At 75.7% G+C, this 18,509-nt stretch carries 9 protein-coding genes; 6 read left to right on the top strand and 3 right to left on the bottom strand.

Annotated elements, in window-relative coordinates:
• The first annotated feature begins 85 nt into the window (after positions 1 to 85).
• Positions 86 to 1,006, top strand: coding sequence for an AfsR/SARP family transcriptional regulator (locus ABGB16_RS06835; protein WP_347667101.1), 921 nt, complete (start codon positions 86 to 88; stop codon positions 1,004 to 1,006).
• A gap of 15 nt (positions 1,007 to 1,021) precedes the next feature.
• On the opposite strand, the gene ABGB16_RS06830 is transcribed toward ABGB16_RS06835, so the two are convergent.
• The 3 genes from ABGB16_RS06830 to ABGB16_RS06820 are packed head-to-tail and all read right to left on the bottom strand — an operon-like array spanning position 1,022 to position 4,941.
• Complete coding sequence (locus ABGB16_RS06830; protein ID WP_347667100.1) at positions 1,022 to 1,537, bottom strand: flavin reductase family protein; 516 nt, start codon at positions 1,535 to 1,537, stop codon at positions 1,022 to 1,024.
• Positions 1,538 to 1,547: 10 nt separating this feature from the next.
• A complete protein-coding gene (locus ABGB16_RS06825) occupies positions 1,548 to 3,710 on the bottom strand; it encodes a tetratricopeptide repeat protein (protein WP_347667099.1) in 2,163 nt (720 codons plus the stop codon).
• A gap of 13 nt (positions 3,711 to 3,723) precedes the next feature.
• Positions 3,724 to 4,941 (bottom strand): hypothetical protein, encoded by a 1,218-nt coding sequence (locus ABGB16_RS06820; protein ID WP_347667098.1) that lies wholly within the window; start codon positions 4,939 to 4,941, stop codon positions 3,724 to 3,726.
• A gap of 603 nt (positions 4,942 to 5,544) precedes the next feature.
• Here ABGB16_RS06820 and ABGB16_RS06815 point away from each other — a divergent pair.
• The 5 genes from ABGB16_RS06815 to ABGB16_RS06795 are packed head-to-tail and all read left to right on the top strand — an operon-like array spanning position 5,545 to position 18,407.
• Positions 5,545 to 6,402, top strand: a complete 858-nt coding sequence (locus ABGB16_RS06815) for a DUF4132 domain-containing protein (RefSeq protein WP_347667097.1) — start codon at positions 5,545 to 5,547, stop codon at positions 6,400 to 6,402.
• Positions 6,399 to 11,465, top strand: a complete 5,067-nt coding sequence (locus tag ABGB16_RS06810; RefSeq protein WP_347667096.1) for a hypothetical protein — start codon at positions 6,399 to 6,401, stop codon at positions 11,463 to 11,465. Before ABGB16_RS06815 ends, ABGB16_RS06810 begins: the two co-directional genes overlap by 4 nt.
• Positions 11,466 to 11,515: 50 nt before the next feature.
• Positions 11,516 to 12,706, top strand: coding sequence for an AAA family ATPase (locus ABGB16_RS06805; RefSeq protein ID WP_347667095.1), 1,191 nt, complete (start codon positions 11,516 to 11,518; stop codon positions 12,704 to 12,706).
• The gene (locus ABGB16_RS06800; RefSeq protein WP_347667094.1) at positions 12,703 to 16,482 is read left to right on the top strand and encodes a DUF5682 family protein; all 3,780 of its coding nucleotides are present in this window, start codon (positions 12,703 to 12,705) and stop codon (positions 16,480 to 16,482) included. The genes ABGB16_RS06805 and ABGB16_RS06800 overlap by 4 nt, the downstream gene beginning before the upstream one ends.
• Entirely contained in the window at positions 16,479 to 18,407 is a 1,929-nt protein-coding gene (locus ABGB16_RS06795; RefSeq protein WP_347667093.1) for a hypothetical protein, read from the top strand. The genes ABGB16_RS06800 and ABGB16_RS06795 overlap by 4 nt, the downstream gene beginning before the upstream one ends.
• Positions 18,408 to 18,509 lie beyond the last annotated feature (102 nt).

The following is an 18,509-nucleotide window of genomic DNA, read 5'->3' as shown; positions in this document are numbered from 1 at the left end:
GAATGAATGCCGCAGGGGGAAATCATAATGGTGTCCCACGCCAACCACGGGCAAACTGACCGCGCATCCGCACCCGCGAACCACCATGGCTGATCCGGTCCCCGCCCCGGCGCTGCGGTTCAACATCCTCGGCCCGCTGGAGGTCTACCGGGACGGCGAACCGTGCGCCCCGACCGCCCCGTTGCAACGCACACTGCTCGCCCTGCTCCTGTTGCACGGCAACGAACTGCTCCCGGTCACCCGGATCATCGACGCCCTGTGGGGACACCGGCCGCCACGATCGGCCCTCGCCGCACTGCAGATGTACGTCTCAGCGGTCCGCCGGGTCCTGACTCCGTCCGGCGCCGGGGCCCGGGGCGGGATGCGCCAGCATCCGGTCCTGCGGACCCAGCCGTGCGGATACGTCATCCGGGTCGAGCCCGGCCAGTTGGATCTCCACCGGTTCCGGTCCCTCGCCGCCGACGGCCGCCGCCGGGTCGCCGAGGGCCGGTGTGCGGAAGCCGGCGAGCTGTTCCGGCAGGCCCTGGCGATGTGGCGCGGACCGGCGCTGGCCGATCTCAGCCGCTCCGACCTGATGCAGCGGTACGCGGTACGCCTGGAGACCGAACGCCTCGCGTTGCTCCAGGAACGGATCGGGGCCGACCTGTGCCAGGGGCGCAGCCTCGAACTGGTCGGCGAGCTGGCCGAGCTCTCCGCCCGGTACCCGCTGCGGGAGAGCTTCCACCAGCAGTTGATGCTGGCGCTCTACCTCTCCGGCAGTCGGGTCGAGGCGCTGCAGGTCTACCAACGGGCGCACCGGATCATGGTCGACGAGGCCGGCGTCGAGCCCGGGCCGGGGCTGCGTGCCATGCAGCAGATGATCCTCGACGGCTCGGCCACCCCGCACCCGCACCACTCCGCGATCTGGTGTCCGGCCTGCGCCGACCGGCCCACCACCGACTGCCGGTGCCGGGTCAGCACCTGCCAGGCCGGCAGGCGCCACCCCGCCACCGTCTCGAACCGGTAGTCGCCCGGCGACCGATCACCGCGGGCCGCGGCTGGGCGGTTCCAGCCGCCAGTCCAGAGCCCGTCGGTAGTAGACCAGCGGCTCACCGTGCGATATCTCGCCGTCTGCCACCTCGCCGATGAGAATCGCGTGGTCGCCGTGTTCGAACACGCGCCTGCGCAGGCAGCGCAGATAGACGGGTACGTGGTGCAGGCGCGGCACCAGGTCGTCCCACCCCCAGTCCAGGCCGGCGAACTTGTCGTCACCCCGGCCCGCGAACACCTGCGCGACCGGGCCGTCGCCGCTACCCAGCAGATGCACCCCGAACTCGGCCTGCCCGAGCAGGGCCCGGTACGACCGGGACTCCCGCCCGATGGACACCAGCACCGAGGGTGGCCGCACGCTGTAGGAACAGATGGAGGAGACCAGCAGGCCGCAGGGCGCACCGTCCGGCTGTCGGGAGGTGACCACCGCGACCCCGGAGGCCAGCCGCGCCATCGCCTCGGTGAAGACCTCGGTCCGCGACGGGACCGTGCGCTCCTGCGTGGTCATCTCGGCGACCCTACACGCCGGCTGACGCGGAGGCCGCCCGCAGGCAGTCGTCCAGCCGTGCCGCGGCATCGGTGTCGTCCGCCACCTCCAGGACGGCCCGGTAGTCGGCCGCCGCCTCGGCGAACCGGCCCGCCGCCTCGTAGACCACCGCCCGGTTGTACCGGATCTCCGGGGCGCCGAGCAGCTCGACCGCGCGGCTCAGGTCGGCGATCGCCGTCGCCAGGTCACCGGACTCGTAACCGAGACCACCCCGGATGGCCCACGCCTCGGCCAGGCCGTCGTCGATCCGCAACGCGGCCGACACGGCCTCCCGGGCCGCCTCGGCTTCGCCCCGTTCGACCAGCACCCGTCCCTTGACGCAGAGCAGGTGCGGATTCTCCGGCGCGAGCGCCAGTCCGGCCGTGACGTCGGCCCAGGCACCGTCGACGTCGTCCAGATCGCATCGCAGCCCGGCCCGGTTCAGCCTCGCGTCGACGTGCTCCGGGTCCAGTTCGAGCACCCGGTCGAAATCGGCGAGCGCCCCGTTGACGTCGCCCAGTTCCAGCCGGGCGTCCCCCCGGTTGTAGTACGCCTCGGGGAACGGCGGGGACAGTCGCAGTGCCCGCTCGTAGTCCTCGACCGCCTCCTTGTTCCGGCCGAGGCGGCGCAGGATGTTCCCTCGGTTGAAGTAGTGGTCGTGGAAGTTCGGGTCGACCTCGATGACCGACGAGTAGTCCGCCAGCGCCTCCTCCAGCCGGCCGGACATGCCGTACACCTGCGCTCGGTTGTAGCGCAACCCGGTACGGTGCAGCAGTTGCTCGCCGGGTTCGAGTTCCTGGTCCAGCCGGGCGATGCCCTCGTTGAGCAGCCGCAGGGCCTCCTCCGGCCGGCCCTCCCGGGTCTCCACCAGGGCGATGCCGTTGCGGTGGAACACCGAGTAGAAGGCCCGTTCCTTGGGGTCGGGCAGCAGCGACGCGATGGCGACCGCCTGGTTGAGCCAGCGCCGGGCCCGCTGCGAGTCGCGCCGCTGGTCGCCGTAGTGCCGGGCGAAGAGCATCGCGGTGCCGTACGCGGCGTGCATGTGGATCAACGGGTCGGTGGAAATGGCCCGAGCCTCGCCGTAGAGCGCCTCGGCCTCCTCGGCCCGCCCGATCGCGGAGAGCGAGGTGGTCACGTCGCCGGTGAGATCCCACCACAGCTCGGGCCGGCTCGCCCGGTCGACGACCGCCCGGCCGCGCTCGCCGAGCTCCGCCGCCGCGTGGTAGAGGCCCAGGTTCTTGCAGTACAACTGGGCCTCACGCAGCGCCGCCGCGCCCGCGCCGGTCGGGTCGCTGCCGTGCTCGGCGTGGTAGGGAACCGCGCCGAGCAGCAGGGACCGCTCGCCCCGGGCCAACAGGGCCTGCCGGCGCTCGTCGTGCAGCGCGGCCCGGTCGGCGGCGGACAACGCCCGGTACGCGGCCCGCTGTCGCGGGTCGTCGCCGGTGCACTCGGTCGCCACGTACGCCCGGGCCAGCTCGCCGAGCGCGGCGGCGTCCAGCCCCGCCGACGGTGTCGCGTCGGACCCGCTGCCCGCCACGCCCGCCGGGCCACCGGACGCGCCCGGCGCGGCGGGCGCGGCGAGCCGGACGGTCCGGTCCCGCAGCGCCGCCAGCAGCGAGATGCTCACCGGCCCCGGCGCCTCGGCCGGCGGCTCGGCGGCGGTGCCCACCACCACGGTCAACTGGCTGGGCGCCAGTCGCCGCAACAGCACCGCGACGAACTCGTGGTCGGTCGGATCGGCCTCCTGCACGTCCTCCACCACCAGGGTGCGCGGACCGTCGCCGAGTGCCGCGAGGTAGTCGCGGAGAAACTCGGTGAGTCCGTGCGCGATCCGCAGCGTGTGCAGCCGGGCCTGGTAGCGGGTGCGGGCGCCGGACTCCGACTCCTGCTCCAGCGTGGACCTGATCCGTGGTACCGAACCCTCGAACTCGGGCGCGGCGGTCAGGATCTCGATGTGGTGCCGGGGTCCCAGCTCCGGGCACCGGGCCAGCGCGTCGCCCCCGACCGCCCGCAGCACCGCGCCGGCCGCCGAGTACGGGCCACGCAGGCGACGGTGCGCCTCGACCCGGGCGAGCAGCGGCGGCAGGTCGAGGCCCGCCCGGAGCCGGTCGCGGTCCGCCCGACGATCGGCGCTGATCCAGTAGTGGCTGCCCATGCTGGCGACTCCTTCAGGCGATGACGTGCTGGAACTGTTGGTTCTTGCGCTGCCGGCGTTCCCGCACGGCCAGCCAGACGGTGAGCGCGATCTGGGCCAGGTTCAGCCCGAGGAAGACCACCGAGTCGAACGTCTGCCCACCGGTCGTGGCGCCGCCGAAGAGCCGGGCGATCGAGCTGGCGAACATCCGGTACACGGCGGGGGCGACCGCGACCAGGAACGTCGTGATGCTGAAGGTGCATCCGGCGACGATCAGCCAGGAGTACCAGCCGGCGGCGCGCCGGTCGACCGGGTGCCACTGCGTCTCGTCCGTCGCCCGCTCCGGCCGGCCGAGCAGCCGCACGGCGCGGTTGCGCAGCAGCCGCTTCGCGGTGGTGTGCAGGTCGACGCAGCCGAGCAGGGTGGACATCAGCACGTACAGGTCGGTGCGCAGGTAGAAGAAGAACTGCCAGAGCACGCGCAGCACGGTGGCGAAGGCCAGGGCCAGGCAGAGGCGGCCCGCCATCGAGAACGACCCGTCGGGCCGGCGGTTGAGGTCCGCGGCGACGGTGAGCGCGGCCAGGGCCAGCACGTCGATCAGCATCCCGGCGAGGATCGGCAGGTACCGCTTCCGGCGGGGTATCGCGACCAGTCCGTCCAGGCTGGTCTCCAGCACCACGTAGTAGAACCTGCGGCCGATGCTGACCCGGGAGCGTACGCCGAGGCGGCGGGCGGCGAGCACGTGGAACAACTCGTGCAGGATCAGCAGCGGCACGGCGCCGGCGAACAACGCCAGCTCGATGAGGGTGAAGTAGTCGGTGAAGAACAGGTTGCGGTAGTTCGGCACGAGATCGGGCGAACGGACCATCGCGACCACCGCCCAGGCCACCAACGCGCCGTAGCCGATCCAGGCCGGCACCGAGAAGAGCGCGGCACCCAGCCGCTGCCAGCGCACCGGCGCCAGGTCGACCGGCGCCTGCTCCGGGGTGGCGATGAAGCCCAGTTCGTCCAGGGCGGCGAGGACGTGCTCGATGTCGGCGCTCTCGCCGTACTCCGCCTGGTACCACCGGTCCACCTCGCGCGGGGTGTCCCCGGCCGCCAGCCGGCGGACCACCTCGGCGCCGTCCGGCGGGAAGATCCCGTACGAGTCGATGTCCGGCCGGCCGATGGTGACCTCGTCCCCGTCGGCGAGGTACACGAGGGGATGGAGGACCACCCCGCGGTCCTGGTCGTACTGCACTCCGGTGTCCACGGCCGTCCTCCCCTGCGTCCGCGATGCAGAATGAGACGTCGGGGGGGGGGGGCCCCCCCCCCCCCCCCCCCCCCCCCGACGCCGGACCCGTTAGAGCTTGGTGGGGTACTGCGGGCAGGCGGACGCGGTCAGCCGGACCGGACCCGCCTTACGGATCTTGATCTTCTTGAGCTCCTTCTTCTCCATCTGGGGCACCTCCTCTCGCTGAGAGTTCCTGCCTCAACGGTGTCGCCGGCCGCCAAAGTCTCGCCATAGCCCCACCAATACGCTCGGCAACCGACCCGACTCGCGTCGTAGTCGATCCCCAGTCGACGGCCGCGATCGGCCGCGCCGACGGGGATGGCCGGCGGTCGCCCAGGTGTGGCCTGGATCACTTCCCCGCCCGCCATCGGGCCGCCGCCCGACCGCGCGCGGCGCATCCCGAATCGGCCGGACCTGCGGCTTCCGCGGGTTCGGCCTTTCCTCGTCGCCGGCCCCGACCCCGGTACGCCCACCGCCGGATCCCTGTCGTGTCGGTCACTACTGTTAGCGTGCGCTGCGTTGTTGATCGTGGCCGATTCATCGCGAAATCTGGCTAATTTGCCACTGCGGAGGGTATTCCTGATGGGCTGGCTACCGGTGGGAGACTCGTACGAGATCTCCCTCGTGGACGGAAAGGTGGCGGCCCGGTCCGTCGGCCCGCGGGCCACCGGCCGTCCCCTGAAGACCCTGCCGAAGGCGCTGCGGGACGACCCCGAGGTGGACCGGTTGCGCCAGCTCGCCCAGTGGCTGGACCGGCACGCCGCCGAATGCCTGGCCCGGGTCGACGCCTGGGTGGTGTCCTCGTTGCCGGTGCCGACCGGACTGCTGGCCCGGGTCTGGCCGGACCCGGCCTGGCGGGGCGCGCTGCACGACCTCGTGGTCCTCGGGGACGACCCGGCCGAGCCGGGCTTCCTGCGGGACGTCACCGACACCGGTGACCTGCGTGTGGTCAACCTCGACGGGGAGACCGTCCGGCTCTCGCCGGCCAACGCCACGCTGCCCCACCCGGTGCGCCTGACCGACCTGGCCGACCTTCGCGATTTCGCCGACGAGCTGGACGTCACCCAGCGGATCGACCAACTACACCGGAGCACCTGGGGCAAACCCGCCGATCTGAAGGACCGGGACACCACCGTCACCGACTTCCGGGGCACCACGGTCCCCAACCGGCTGGCCGCCCGGGCCGCCACGCTCGGCTTCCGGGTCTCCGGCTCGCAGGTCAGGTGCCGGGTCTGGGAGGCCGGCCGCACGGTCGAGGCGGCCATGTGGTTCGACGAGGACTACTGGGACTCCGAGGCGACGCTGGGCGCCCTCTCCTGGTCGGTCGTGGACGGACCAACGCTGCGGTTGACCGAGGTCGGGCCGGTGGCCTGGTCGGAAGGAATGCGGATGGCGACGGCCCTGTCCGGCGCCGTGACCGGAACGGGGAAGAAGGCATGACCGGGATGACGACCGTGTCGGGCGAGGACTCGGCGGAGAGCCTGCTGACCGCCGGCGCGGTGCTGCCGGCCGACGCCACCGGGACCGGCGACCGGGCGGTGCCGCTCACCGCCCGCACCTACCGGCACCCGGCCCTCGACGACCGGCCGGTGGTCCGCCTGGTCGACGCCGCCCTCGGCGAGGGCGAGGACATCGCCGTCGGGTTCCTCGGCCTGACCCCGGACGCCGAGCCGGCCGTCGTCGGGCTGGGCCCGCGGCGCCCGCTGGCCTTCCCGGAATGGGTGCTGGTACACCACCCGGCCGACGGCCGGCACGCGCTGGCGGTGGTGCCGGAGTTGCAGAAGCTGGCCAAGCAGGTACGGTCGCGGCCGAAGGCCGCCCTGGGCGGGCACCAGGGGATCGCCGACCGGTTCGCCCGCACGCTGCCGCACTTCCTGCCGACGTTCTACGAGCAGGCGGCGCGGGTGTTCCTGGCCGCCGGGCAGGACACCTACGCGACGCAGCTGTTCAACAAGGCGCGCAAGGCGGAGGCGCAGCACGGCCTGCCGGTCGACCTGCACCGGCTGGACGAGGTCTACCTGGAGTTCGCGTCGGCCAGGGTGGTGTCCGCGACCGCGTTGGCCGGCTACGCCAAGGAGCTGTCCGCCCAGTTGCCGGCCGGCGAGGCGCTGGACCGGTTCTGCCGGCTGGCGCTGCGGGCCTCGGCCGCCGGCGTGGTGCCGTCCGCGCAGGCGGCCACCGCCGTGAACCGGCTGGTTCGGGCCGCCGCCAAGGCCGCCGGTAGGGCCGGCGCCGCCGCCGTCGCCGACCGGGAGGCGGCCTACCTGACCGAGCTGCTCCGGCTACCCGTGGCCGCCGAGGCGCCGGCCGGCTGGTGGAAGGCGCACCTGCCGGCGGTGACGGCGCTGACCGGCCGCGACCCGGCGATCCGCGGCAGCCTGCTCGACCTGATGCCCGCCGACCGGAACAACCTGGTCCCGTGGCTGGCCCTGTTGACCGACACCGGCGCGCTCGCCGGACTGTTCGACCCCGACGTGCCGGACGCGGCCCGCCCGCAGGACGGCTCCGTCGGTTGGCTGCGCCGCTTCGTGAGCCGGGCCAACTCCGGCCACCACCACCGCCGCCGCGTGCCGCAGCTGTACCCACTCGTCGAGCGGATGGCCGACCGGCTGCGCGCCGAGCTGACCGACAGCGGCGAGACCCTGACCGCCGACGGCGACCTGGACCTGCTCGACCTGCTGCTCGCCCTCGACCTGCCGGTGGCCCCGCCGAAGGAGCGCGACACCCTGGACCTGGCGCACTGGGTCAAGGTCGAGGGAGAACGGGATCTGCTCGCCGTGGCCGGCGACGACCGGTTCGCCGGGGCCCTGCGCCGGGGCCTCGACCAGCTCGACGACCAGCAGCACGCCCTGCGCCGGCTGGTCGGGACGCCGGGCATCCGGCCGTTGCTGACCGACTGGCTGCGGGCCCGGATCCGCCACCGGTTCGCCGCCGGGCTGCCGTACCTGCCGGAGTCCGTGAGCTGGCTGGGCAAGCTCCCGGTCGAGGCGCTGCGCCTGGTGTTCGACGACCTCGACCGGCCCGGCGACGCCGGTCAGGGCGGCGACCTCGGACGCGCCCTCGGCGTCGACCTCGCCGATCGGGTCGCCCGCAGCCTACGCGGCGGGATCATCGACGAGTTGGGCTGGCCGGACTGGGAGCTGGCCTGGCAGGAGGTGACCGGCGGCGACCACCGGGTCGAGGTGACCCGGCAGGAAGCCTGGCCGTACGTGATCCTGGGTGGGCCGACCACCGTGCGGGTGCTCGGCGCCGAGGGCATCGTGCTCCGCCACGACCTGCGCATCCCGGCCGGCGACGTGTGGGGCCGGCCCGGCTACCAGTACGTCGACGGCCAACTGCTGGTCTGCTGGCATTCCAAGGCGCTCGGCTACAACCTGTGCGGCTACTGGCACTCGTCGCCCGATGAGGCGCAGCCCGTCCACGGCAACCACCACGGCAGCCAGCCGCGCGCGAACCAGATCACCCTGCCGCTGCCCGGCGGCGGGCGGACCACCGGCGGCGGCGTGCTGCACGCGGGTGACACCACCCTCCCGGTGGAGCTGCCGGTCATCACCGACGGCACCGCCCACTGGGTCTACCGCCGCGGCGAGGACGACGGCGAGCACGGCTGGCGAGAGTACGACCCGGCCGGCAACACCCACGGCCGGCGCAGCCTGCCCCGGTTCCTGGCCGACCTTCCGGTCGCCGGAAGCCACCTCAAGGAGTCGGCCAGCTGGCTGCGGCCGGCCCTGTCCGACCGGGCCACCCCGGCCGCCGTTCCGGTGGACGGCCTGCTCGGCTGGCGCGTGGTCACCCTGCCGGACGGCTCGGTACGCGGTGCGGACCTGGCCGGTCGTACCGTCACCGTGGCCCCCGGCCAGGAGCCGATCGCGGCGCTGGTGCTGCCCGGCGACGACCGGCCGCGGGCCGTCCTCAAGAGTTTCGCCCTGGTCGACCCGGACGGGGTGGTGTCGGCCGCCGCCGGCAGCCGAAGCTACACCCCCGACGCGGTTCCGCTGCCGGGGCAGCGGTTCCTCGGGCACCTGGTGCCCCGGGACCCGGCCGGCTCCGCCGCCCTGCGCCGGATGGACCGGGACACCGCCGCCGCGCTGTTCAAGGCCGCCCTCGACGAACGTCGCGCCGCCCTGGCCGAAGCGGCCGCGCGGGCCGCGGCGCAGACGGCCGCCCGCTTCCGGTCGCCCACAGCCGCGCAGGCCGTCACCGGCCGTCACGCCGCCGTCGCGGCGTCCCTGGTCGGCGCGCCGGCCGGCGCCGCCGGCTCCGGACCGTCCACCACCGGCGACGAGGGCGACAGGGACGAGCTGGTCGAGCTGGTCCGCTCGACGTTGCCGACGGTCAGCCACAATGCGGTGCTGGCCGGGGTGGCCGGGGCGCTGCGGCTGGCCGCCCGGGTACGCACCGACCTGGACGCGGTGACCGAGCGGCTCACCAGGGCGTTGTCCGCCCCGAAGGCGGCGGCCCCGGTGGCCACCGCGGCCGGACCCACCGACGAGCAGCTCAACGCGGCGCTGGACGGCCTGCGTGGCTCGACCTACTGCAGGGGCAGCTCTGCCCACACCTTCACCCAACTCCAGGCGTTCGCCGCCCAGCGGTCCGCCCCCACCGGGGGCGAATCCGCCGTACGGCTGCACCTCGACGGACCGGCCCTACCGAACGCCCTGGGGTGGTGGCCCCTGCTCGGCGGTGTCGCGGCCGTCGCCTACCGGGCCGTCGCGGCGGTCACCGCGGACGAACACCGGGAGACGCTGCGCGCCCTGCTCACCGAGCTGGACCGGCTCGACCTGGGCGCGGCGGCCGAGCCGGCCCGGTGGCGCCGGTTCACGCTGCACCTGCTGGACGGCCACCTGGACAACCCCGACGGCACGCGCCGATACGTCACGCCGGGCATCCTGCCGCTGCCCGACGGGGCGTTCATCGCCGTCCTGGACTCCGGCGGCACGGCCACCGGCCACTCCTTCGACGCGCTGTACCACGATCCGGCCGGCGTGTTCGCCGTGCCCGAGCCGTACACGGTGCAGTCCTCGGCACCGGTCGGCGACGAGCGGCCGGCCGGCTGGCTGGCCGGTCTCCTCGAAGCGTGGGCCGCGCGTGGCCCGCTGCCCTGGCGGCCGGAGGCGGCCGAGCAGTTCGCCGAGCTGACCGGTGTCACCGCCACCGCCGCGAAGCTGGTGCTGGCCGGCATGCCGTACGCGGACTCGGCGGGCACCGTGCCGACCGAGCTGCGCAGGGCGCTCGGTATCAGGCAGGTCGGCGAGGTCAAGCTGGCCTTCGGCGTGCTGAAGGAGGCCAGCGCGCCGCTCCGGCGGGCCGTGCTCTCGGCGCTGCTGCCGGCCGACCCGGCCCGGCTGTGGACCGACGGTCCGGACGTGGCGGCCGCCGCGGCGGTCTGGAACGCCGCCCTGGGGCGCCGGGTGGTGGTGCCCGAGCAGCTGCTCGCCGATGCGGTGCGCGCGATCCGGACCGGCTGGGGGCCCGCGAAGGCGCTGCCCGCGCTGCTCGACCCGGCCCGCTCGGTCGAGCTGAGCACCGACCTGACCTTCGAGATCAATGGCGACCGGGCCCGGCAGGTCGACGGACGGGCGGCGGGCTTCACCGGCGGGGTGCTGCGCTCCACGGTCGCCCTGGCGGCCTGGGTCGCCCACCACACGCCGGCCGGCGACCCGTGCCGGGCGGCGCTGCCGGCCGCGCTGGCCGTGATCCGGGACCGGCTGGCCAACCCCGGCCTGCTGCTCGACCTCGACCAGTACGTCTCCCTGCCCGCGTTCCGCCAGGTGGCGGGCACCCCGTCCGAGACCGGCCCCGGCTGGGAACGGTATGGCGCCATCGTCCTGGCCACCTACGACAGCCAACCGTCGCCGGCGCTGCGGCCGGACCTGCTCGACGCCGAGGGGACGGACCCGTACCTGCCGGCGCTGCGGGAGGACGCGGCCAAGCCGTACCCGATGGAGGTGGCGCTGCGCCTGGTCCGCGACCCGCGGTTCGCGGCGCTGCTCGGCGATCCGGGGGAACCGGACGGCGGCGCGCGGGCGGCGGACGGGACCTGGTGGCCGCAGGATCCGACCCGCTCGGTGTCCGATCTGGTTGCCGAGGTGGCCGGGGAGCACGGCCTGGGCGCCGACGCCGCGGCGGTGTACCTGATGCTGCTGGCCATGCCGGATCCGACCGATCGCAACACGGCGAAGTGGACCGGTTGGAGGCCGGCCCGGCTGAAGGCCGCCCGCGCCGAGCTGGCCGGCACCGACCTGGTCGTCGAGGCCGGCCGGCCCCGGGCCGGCCGGTCGCTGTTCCTGCCCGGCCCGTGGCTGGAGCGCCGCGGCGGGCACGCGCCGATCGAGGGCTGGAAGGTCGTCCTGTTCGACCTCGCGCCGGACGGTACGGCCGGGCTCGGCGTGACCGTGCCCTTCGAACCGGCCGCCGACCTGTACCGGCGGGCCTGGCAGCGCCTCCGCGACGGCGACCGGCCCCGCTTCGACAACCTGCCCACCCGCGGCACCCGCCGCTGACCCCTGTCCCGAACACCCCTTCCGAGCCAGAGAGATCGAGGAACACACCCGTGACCGTGACGGAACACGTCCGCCCCACCGCGGCACCGGAGACCACCGCCCAGGTCCTCTCCGCCGAACAGCGGTACGCCGACGAGCTGGCCTTCCTGGCCGCGTACGACGACGGGGCCCGGCCGCCGGGCTGGGCGCTGACCCCGCGCGCCGTGGTCACCTTCGTCCAGGGCAGCGACGGCGAGGCGTTGACGCTGCCCGCCGACCGGCGCATTGGCCCGGACGGCGCCGAACTGCCGGCCGGCATGATCATCCCGCCGAAGTTCGTCGGGGAGCGGAGTCTGGTCGAGCGGTGCGTGGTCACCCTGGCCGGCGAGCGGGGTCTGCTGCTGGTCGGCGAGCCCGGCACCGCCAAGTCGATGCTGTCCGAGCTGCTCGCCGCCGCGGTCTGCGGCACCAGCGCGCTGACCGTGCAGGGCACCGCCGGCACCACCGAGGACGCCTTCCGGTACGGCTGGAACTACGCCCTACTGCTCGCCCAGGGCCCGACCCCGCAGGCACTGGTCGACTCGCCGGTGCTGACCGCGATGCGCACCGGCCGGGTGGTCCGGATCGAGGAGGTCACCCGCTGCCTGCCCGAGGTGCAGGACGCGCTGGTGTCCATCCTGTCCGACCGGCGGATGAACGTGCCGGAGCTGGCCGGCACCGAGGGCGGCCTGATCCGCGCGGTGCCCGGGTTCACCGTGATCGCCACCGCCAACCTGCGGGACCGGGGCGTGTCGGAGATGTCCTCGGCCCTCAAGCGCCGGTTCAACTTCGAGACCATCCACCCGATCGCGGACGCGGACACGGAGACCGACCTGGTCCGCCGGCAGGCCACCGCCGCCGTGCGGCGCGCCGGGGCGGCGTACGCGGTGGACGACGCGGTGCTGGACGCCCTGGTCACCGTGTTCCGTGACCTGCGTTCCGGCCGGTCGGGCGAGGGCTGGGACGTGGAACGGCCCGGCACGGTGATGTCCACCGCCGAGGCGGTGCAGGTGGCGGTGTCGCTCGGCCTGTCCGCCGCGTACCTGCCCGGTCAGGACGCGCTCGACCTGGTGCCCGGGCACCTGCTCGGCGTGGTCCGCAAGGACGACCAGAACGACCACGCCCGGCTGCTCGGCTACTGGGACGGCCCGGTGCGCCGCCGCGCCGAGGACGGCTCCGCGATGTGGCGCCGGCTCTGGGACCTGCGGGAGAGCCTGCGTTGAGGACCCCATCCAGCACATCGACCGGTGCGGCCTCGCCGACCGGCGACCTGGCGGCGGCCGGCCCGTCGACGGTCGATCCGACGGCGGCCGACCTGTCGACGGCCGATCCGCGCGCCGTGGTCGACGCGCTCGCCGGATCGGTCCGGCCGTACCTGATCGGGGTGCGGCACCACAGCCCGGCCCTCGCGGCGGTGGTCCCGGCGCTGCTGGACGCCGCCGGGGCCGAGGTGGTCTGCGTCGAGCTGCCGGCCGACTTCCAGCGCTGGTTGCCGTACCTGTCCGACCCGGTTGCCCGGGCGCCGCTGGCCCTGGTCGGCAGCCACGGCGCGGACGGGCCGACGGGCTTCTACCCGTTCGCCGACTTCTCCCCCGAGCTGGCCGCGATCCGCTGGGCCCGGCAGCGCGGCGTCGAGGTGGTCTGCTGCGACCTGCCGCTGGCCGACCCCGGCTGGACCGCCGACACCACCGCCTCGGCCGCCGACGCCGAACCGACCGTCGGTTCCGAGCCGGACGCCGGCGGCGATACCGACCCGGACGCCGCCGAGGCGGCGCCCGGCCCGCGCCGGACCGGCTACGCCGCCGCGCTCGGCGCCAGCGGCACCGGCCGCGACGGCGACGACCTGTGGGACCGGGTGGTCGAGGTGCGCGCCCCGGGCTGCCCGCCCGAGGCGGTCCGCCGGGCCGCCCTCGGCGTCGGCTGGGCGATGCGTGCCGACAGCGACGGCGGCGACGGCGTACCGGCCCGGGACGTGGCCCGCGAGCGGCAAATGCGCCGGGTGCTGGCCGAGGCCGGCGCGGACGGTCGGCGGGTCGCCGCCGTCGTCGGCGCCTTCCATGCCCCGGCCCTGCTCGGCGCCCCGTCGGACAACGTCGGCGCCCCGTCGGACGGCATCCGCGTCCCGGCTGCCGGCGCCGCCGCTCCGGCGTTGGCCGCCGGTGTCGCCGCCGCGCCCGCCCGGCCCGTCGCTGCCCCGGCCGGACCGGTCCGTTCCGTGGCGACCCGGTCCGGGCCGGCCGCCGCCAGCGGCACGGCGGTCACCTCGCTGGTGCCGTACGCGTTCGACCTGCTCGACTCCCGGTCCGGCTACCCGGCCGGGATCCGCGACCCGCGCTGGCAGCAGGCCGTCTTCACCGCCGCCGGCGACCCGGAACGGATCCGCGCCGCCGCCGCCCGGGCGGTCACCGACCTGTGCCGGGAGCTGCGCGCGGCCGGTCACACCGCCGGTACCGGCGAGGCCGCCGAGGCGGTGCGGCTGGCCGGCGACCTGGCCCGACTGCGCAACCTGCCCGCCCCCGGCCGGGGCGAGCTGCTGGAGGCGGTGACCACGGTGCTCGGCCAGGGCGAACTCCTCGGCCGCGGCCGGGCGCTGGCCAGGGCGCTGGAGACCGTGCTGGTCGGCGCCGAGCGGGGCCGCATCGCCCCCGGTACGCCGCGGTCCGGGCTCGGCCCCGCGGTCGAGGCGGAACTCGCCGCGCTGCGGCTGCCCAACCCGGACAGCCCGAAGTCCCGCGAGGTGCGGCTGGACCCGCTGCGCACCGAGCTGGACGGACGGCGGGAGATCCTGCTGCACCGCCTCCAGGTCTGCGGCGTCGGCTACGGCGAGCCGATCGCGGTGTCCGGCACCGGCGACGGCGCCGCCCTGACCACCCGCTGGCAGCTGGCCTGGACGCCGTCCGTGGCGGCCCGGCTGGACCTGGTCGGCGTACGCGGGGTGACCGCGGCGCTGGCCGCGGCCGGCACCCTGCGGGAGCGGTTCCGCCGGGAGACCGCCGACGGTGGCCCCACCGCCGCGCAGCTGCTCACCGGGCTCCGCGACGCCGCCCGGTGCGACCTGCCCGAGCTGGTCACCGACCGGCTCGAACTGGCCGCCGCGGTGCTGCCGGGCACCGGCACGCTGCCCGAGCTGCTGGCCGCACTGGACCTGCTGGAGGCGCTGCGCCGGGAGCACCTGCCCGGCACCACCGCCGACGGCCGGGCCCGGGCGGCCGAGCTGGCCGTCGTGCTGCTGGACGCGGCGGTCCGCGGGCTGCCCGGCCTGGCCGGCAGCGATGCCCCGGCCGACGCCGCCGCGCTGGTCGACCTCGCGGTCCGGGCCGGTGAGGACCGGATCGGCCTGCGCCTGGACGACGCCCTCGGCCACCTGGCCCGGGCCGGTTCGCCGCTGATCCAGGGCGCCGCCCTGGCCGCCCGGGTGCTGCTCGACCTGACCGACCTGGAGACCCTGGGCACCCGGGTGGCCGGCTGGATCGACGCGGCGACCGGACCGGACACCCGGCGGCACCTGCACCGGCTGCTCGGTGGTCTGCTCACCGCGGCCCATCCGCTGCTGCAGTCCGCCCCGGCCGCGCTGGACCCGCTGCTGGACCGGATCGAGCGGCTCACCGACGCCGAGTTCCTGGACCGGCTGCCGGCGCTGCGCGGCGGGTTCGACGTGCTCACCCCGGCGGCCCGGGACCGGCTGCTGCACACCGTCGCCGAACGGCTGGGCGACCGGCTCGACCTGGCCCTGTCGGCCCCGCCCGAGCTGTTGGGCCGCTGGGCCGCCGCCGACGCGGCCGGCCGGGCCGCCCTGGTCGCCCGCGGCATCCCGATCCCGGGCACGCCGGCCGACTCCGCCGACGCCCCCGCCGGCGCCGAACCCGGGCCGGACACGCCGGCCGCCCGGCTCACGCCTGCGGACCGGTGGCGGCTGCTGCTCGGCCGCCAGCCCGACCGGTTGCCGGCCGACGCCCGCCGCTACGCCCGCGCGCTGGACGAGCTGTACGGGGCGGGTCAGGGCGAGGGCGCCACCGACCTCGGCAAGACGTCCGGCGGCGGCCAGGATGCCTCCTTCCCGACCGCGCGCGAGTGGGCCGACGAACTGGAGGCGCTGTTCGGCACCGCGGTACGCGAGGAGGTCATCGCCCGGGCTGTCGAGAGCGGCCGTACCGACGTGCTCGCCGAGCTCGACCCGGCCGCGGTACGCCCCTCGATGGAGCTGCTGACCTCGGTGCTGTCGCTGGCCGGCGGCCTGCCCGAGGCGCAGCTGGCCACCCTGCGGCCACTGGTGCGGCGGCTGGTCGAGGAGCTGACCAGGCAGTTGGCCACCCAGGTGCGCCCGGCGCTGACCGGGCTGACCAACCCGCGTCCGTCCCGCCGCCCCGGCGGCCGGATCAACCTCGCCCGTACGCTGCGGGCGAACCTGGCGCACACCCAGCGGCTCGGCGACGGCCGGACGGTGGTGGTGCCGGAGCGCCCGGTCTTCAACACCCGGACGCGGCGGGAGGCCGACTGGCGGCTGGTGCTGGTGGTCGACGTGTCCGGCTCGATGGAGGCGTCGGTGGTGTGGTCGGCGTTGACCGCCGCCGTACTGGCCGGGGTGCCCACCCTGTCCACCCACTTCCTCGCCTTCTCCACCGAGGTGGTCGACCTGACCGACCGGGTCGACGACCCGCTGTCGCTGCTGCTGGAGGTGCGCGTCGGCGGCGGTACGCACATCGCCGCCGGGCTGGCCCACGCCCGCTCGCTGGTGACCGTGCCGAGCCGCACCATCGTCGCGGTGGTCAGCGACTTCGAGGAGGGCTACCCGCTGGCCGGGCTGCTCGGGGAGGTCCGCGCGCTGGCCGGTTCCGGCGTGCATCTGCTCGGCTGCGCCGCGCTGAACGACGCAGGAGTGCCCTGCTACTCGGTGCCGGTCGCCCAGCAGCTCGTCGCGGCCGGAATGCCGGTCGCCGCTCTCAGCCCGCTCGAACTCGCCCGCTGGGTGGGCGACCGCGTACGCGGAGGATCACGTTGACGGACCGCACAACCACCATCGTGGACACCGACCGGTTGCCGCCGGTGCTGCCGAGGGTCGCCGCCGCGGCGGTGGCGGCCCTGCCGCCCCGGCTGCACAAGCGGCTGGACGCCACCGTCGAGCGACTGGCCGGGGTACCGGTCGGCCGGGTCGACGGCGCCGTGTCGGTCGACTGCGGCCCCGAGGCCCTGGTCACCCTGACGCCCGGACCGACCGGCGCGGTCACCGACCCGCGGCAGGCGCGGTGCAGCTGCCTGCTGACGCCCCGCTGTCTGCACCGGACGGCGGTCCTGGTCGCCTGCCCGGCCGCCGACCCGGCCGGCCACCCCGATCCGGCGTCCACCACCGTCGCGTCGTCCCACCCGGACGGCGCCGGCGCGGCCACCGGCCGGACGGGGCGCGCCGGAAAGTCGGCTGGCCCGGCCGCCGGTCGTACCGGCCGGAGCGCGGCACCGACGAAGGCGCAACGGGCCGCCGCCGGCGCGCTGTGGCGGGCGGCCGCCGCGGTGCTCGCGGCCGGCGTGCCGGCCGCCGGCGCGATTCCCCAGGCCGAACTGCTGCGGGCCGCGCACGGCGCCCGGCTGGCCGGGCTGCCGCGGGCCGAGAGCGCCGCGCTGCGCGCGGTACGCGGCCTGCGCGCCCACCGGGGACGGCAGGCCGGCCACCGGCTGGCCGAGCTGGTCGACGTGCTGCACGACCTGCTGTACGTGGCCGGCCGGCTGGCCGCCGGCGATTCCGACCCGGCGCTGGTCGGCGTCCTCCGGCGGGCCTACCAGCCGGACGGCACGCTGGAGGTGTACGGCGTCTGTCGGGAACCGGTGATCAGCGCGACCGGGTACGCCGGCGTGGTCACCCACCTCGTCGCCGCCGACGGGCGCCGGCTCTCCTTCGGCGACGTGAAACCGGGCGGCCCGGAGCGGGCACAGAACGGCGCCCGGGCAGTCACCGAGATGGGCGCGGTCGCGGTCAACCACGCGGTGCTGGCCCGCGGCGGTCTGCGGATCACCGGCACGACCGTCTCCCCCGACGGCCGGCTCGGTGCCGGCAAGGGGGTCCGGGCCACCCCGCTGCCCGGGTCCGACTGGTCCGCCGGGCCGCTGGCGGAACTGTTCGCCCGGCCGCTCGCCGAGGTGGTGACCGCCCAGCTCGCCGCCGACGACCCGGAGGACCCGGCCCGGGCCGGGACGGCGCTGCTCGGCTGCGACCTGATGGTGGTGGGCGCCGTCGGTGACCAGGTGCTGGCCCGCGAGCTGGCCCCCGCGACCGACGCCGGAGGAGACCGTGCGCCGGTATCGGACGGGCCGGTGATCCGGCTGGTGCCGGTCAACTCCCACCCGGTGCTGGCTCACGTGGCCAACCTGCGGCGGCTCGCCTCCCGGCCGGGTCTGCGGATCCGGGTGGTCGGCCGGCTGGACCCGGACCGGGCCAGCACCCTGCGCCCGCTCGCGGTGGGCCCGGTGCCCGGTGCCGCCGCGACGCTGCGGCTGCCGGCGGACTGGCAGGGCCGGGCGGACCTCGGCTACGACCAACTCCAGGGCAGCCACCTGCCGCCGGGCGACGCGGCCGCGACGACCGAACCGGTTCTCGCGGTCGGCGCCGACGCGGTCGCGGAGTCCCCGCTGTGGCGGGTCCGCAGGCTGGTCGAGCTGGCCGTCTCCGGCGGTCGCCGGGCCGTCGCCGAGGCGGCCCGCGGCGAGGGTGCCGGGCTGGTCGGTCCGCTGCGCCGCGCCGGCTTCACCACCGCCGCCGCGGTGGCCGCCGGGCTCGCCGACGAGTCCGACCGGCGGGGCCGGGACGCGTTCGGCCGGCTCACCGATCCCGACCCGGACCGGTACGCCTGGGCGTGGCTCGCCGCGGCCGCCCACCTCGCCGCCACGGAGCGGGAGCTGATCCGGTCCTCCTGGACCGCCCCACCCGCCGGCTGACCCGCCGGGATCTGGTAACGGGGCGATCGAGCTGCGGGCCGGTGGGTGGCAGGCGAGGTGAGCGCAGAACGTGACGCGGCCACCGGTGCCCTGGCGCCCGCC

The organism is Micromonospora sp. B11E3, from assembly GCF_039871625.1.
Classification (GTDB): domain Bacteria; phylum Actinomycetota; class Actinomycetes; order Mycobacteriales; family Micromonosporaceae; genus Micromonospora.
Note: the sequence above shows the minus strand (reverse complement) of the source record. Positions and strands in the feature narration are given on the sequence as shown.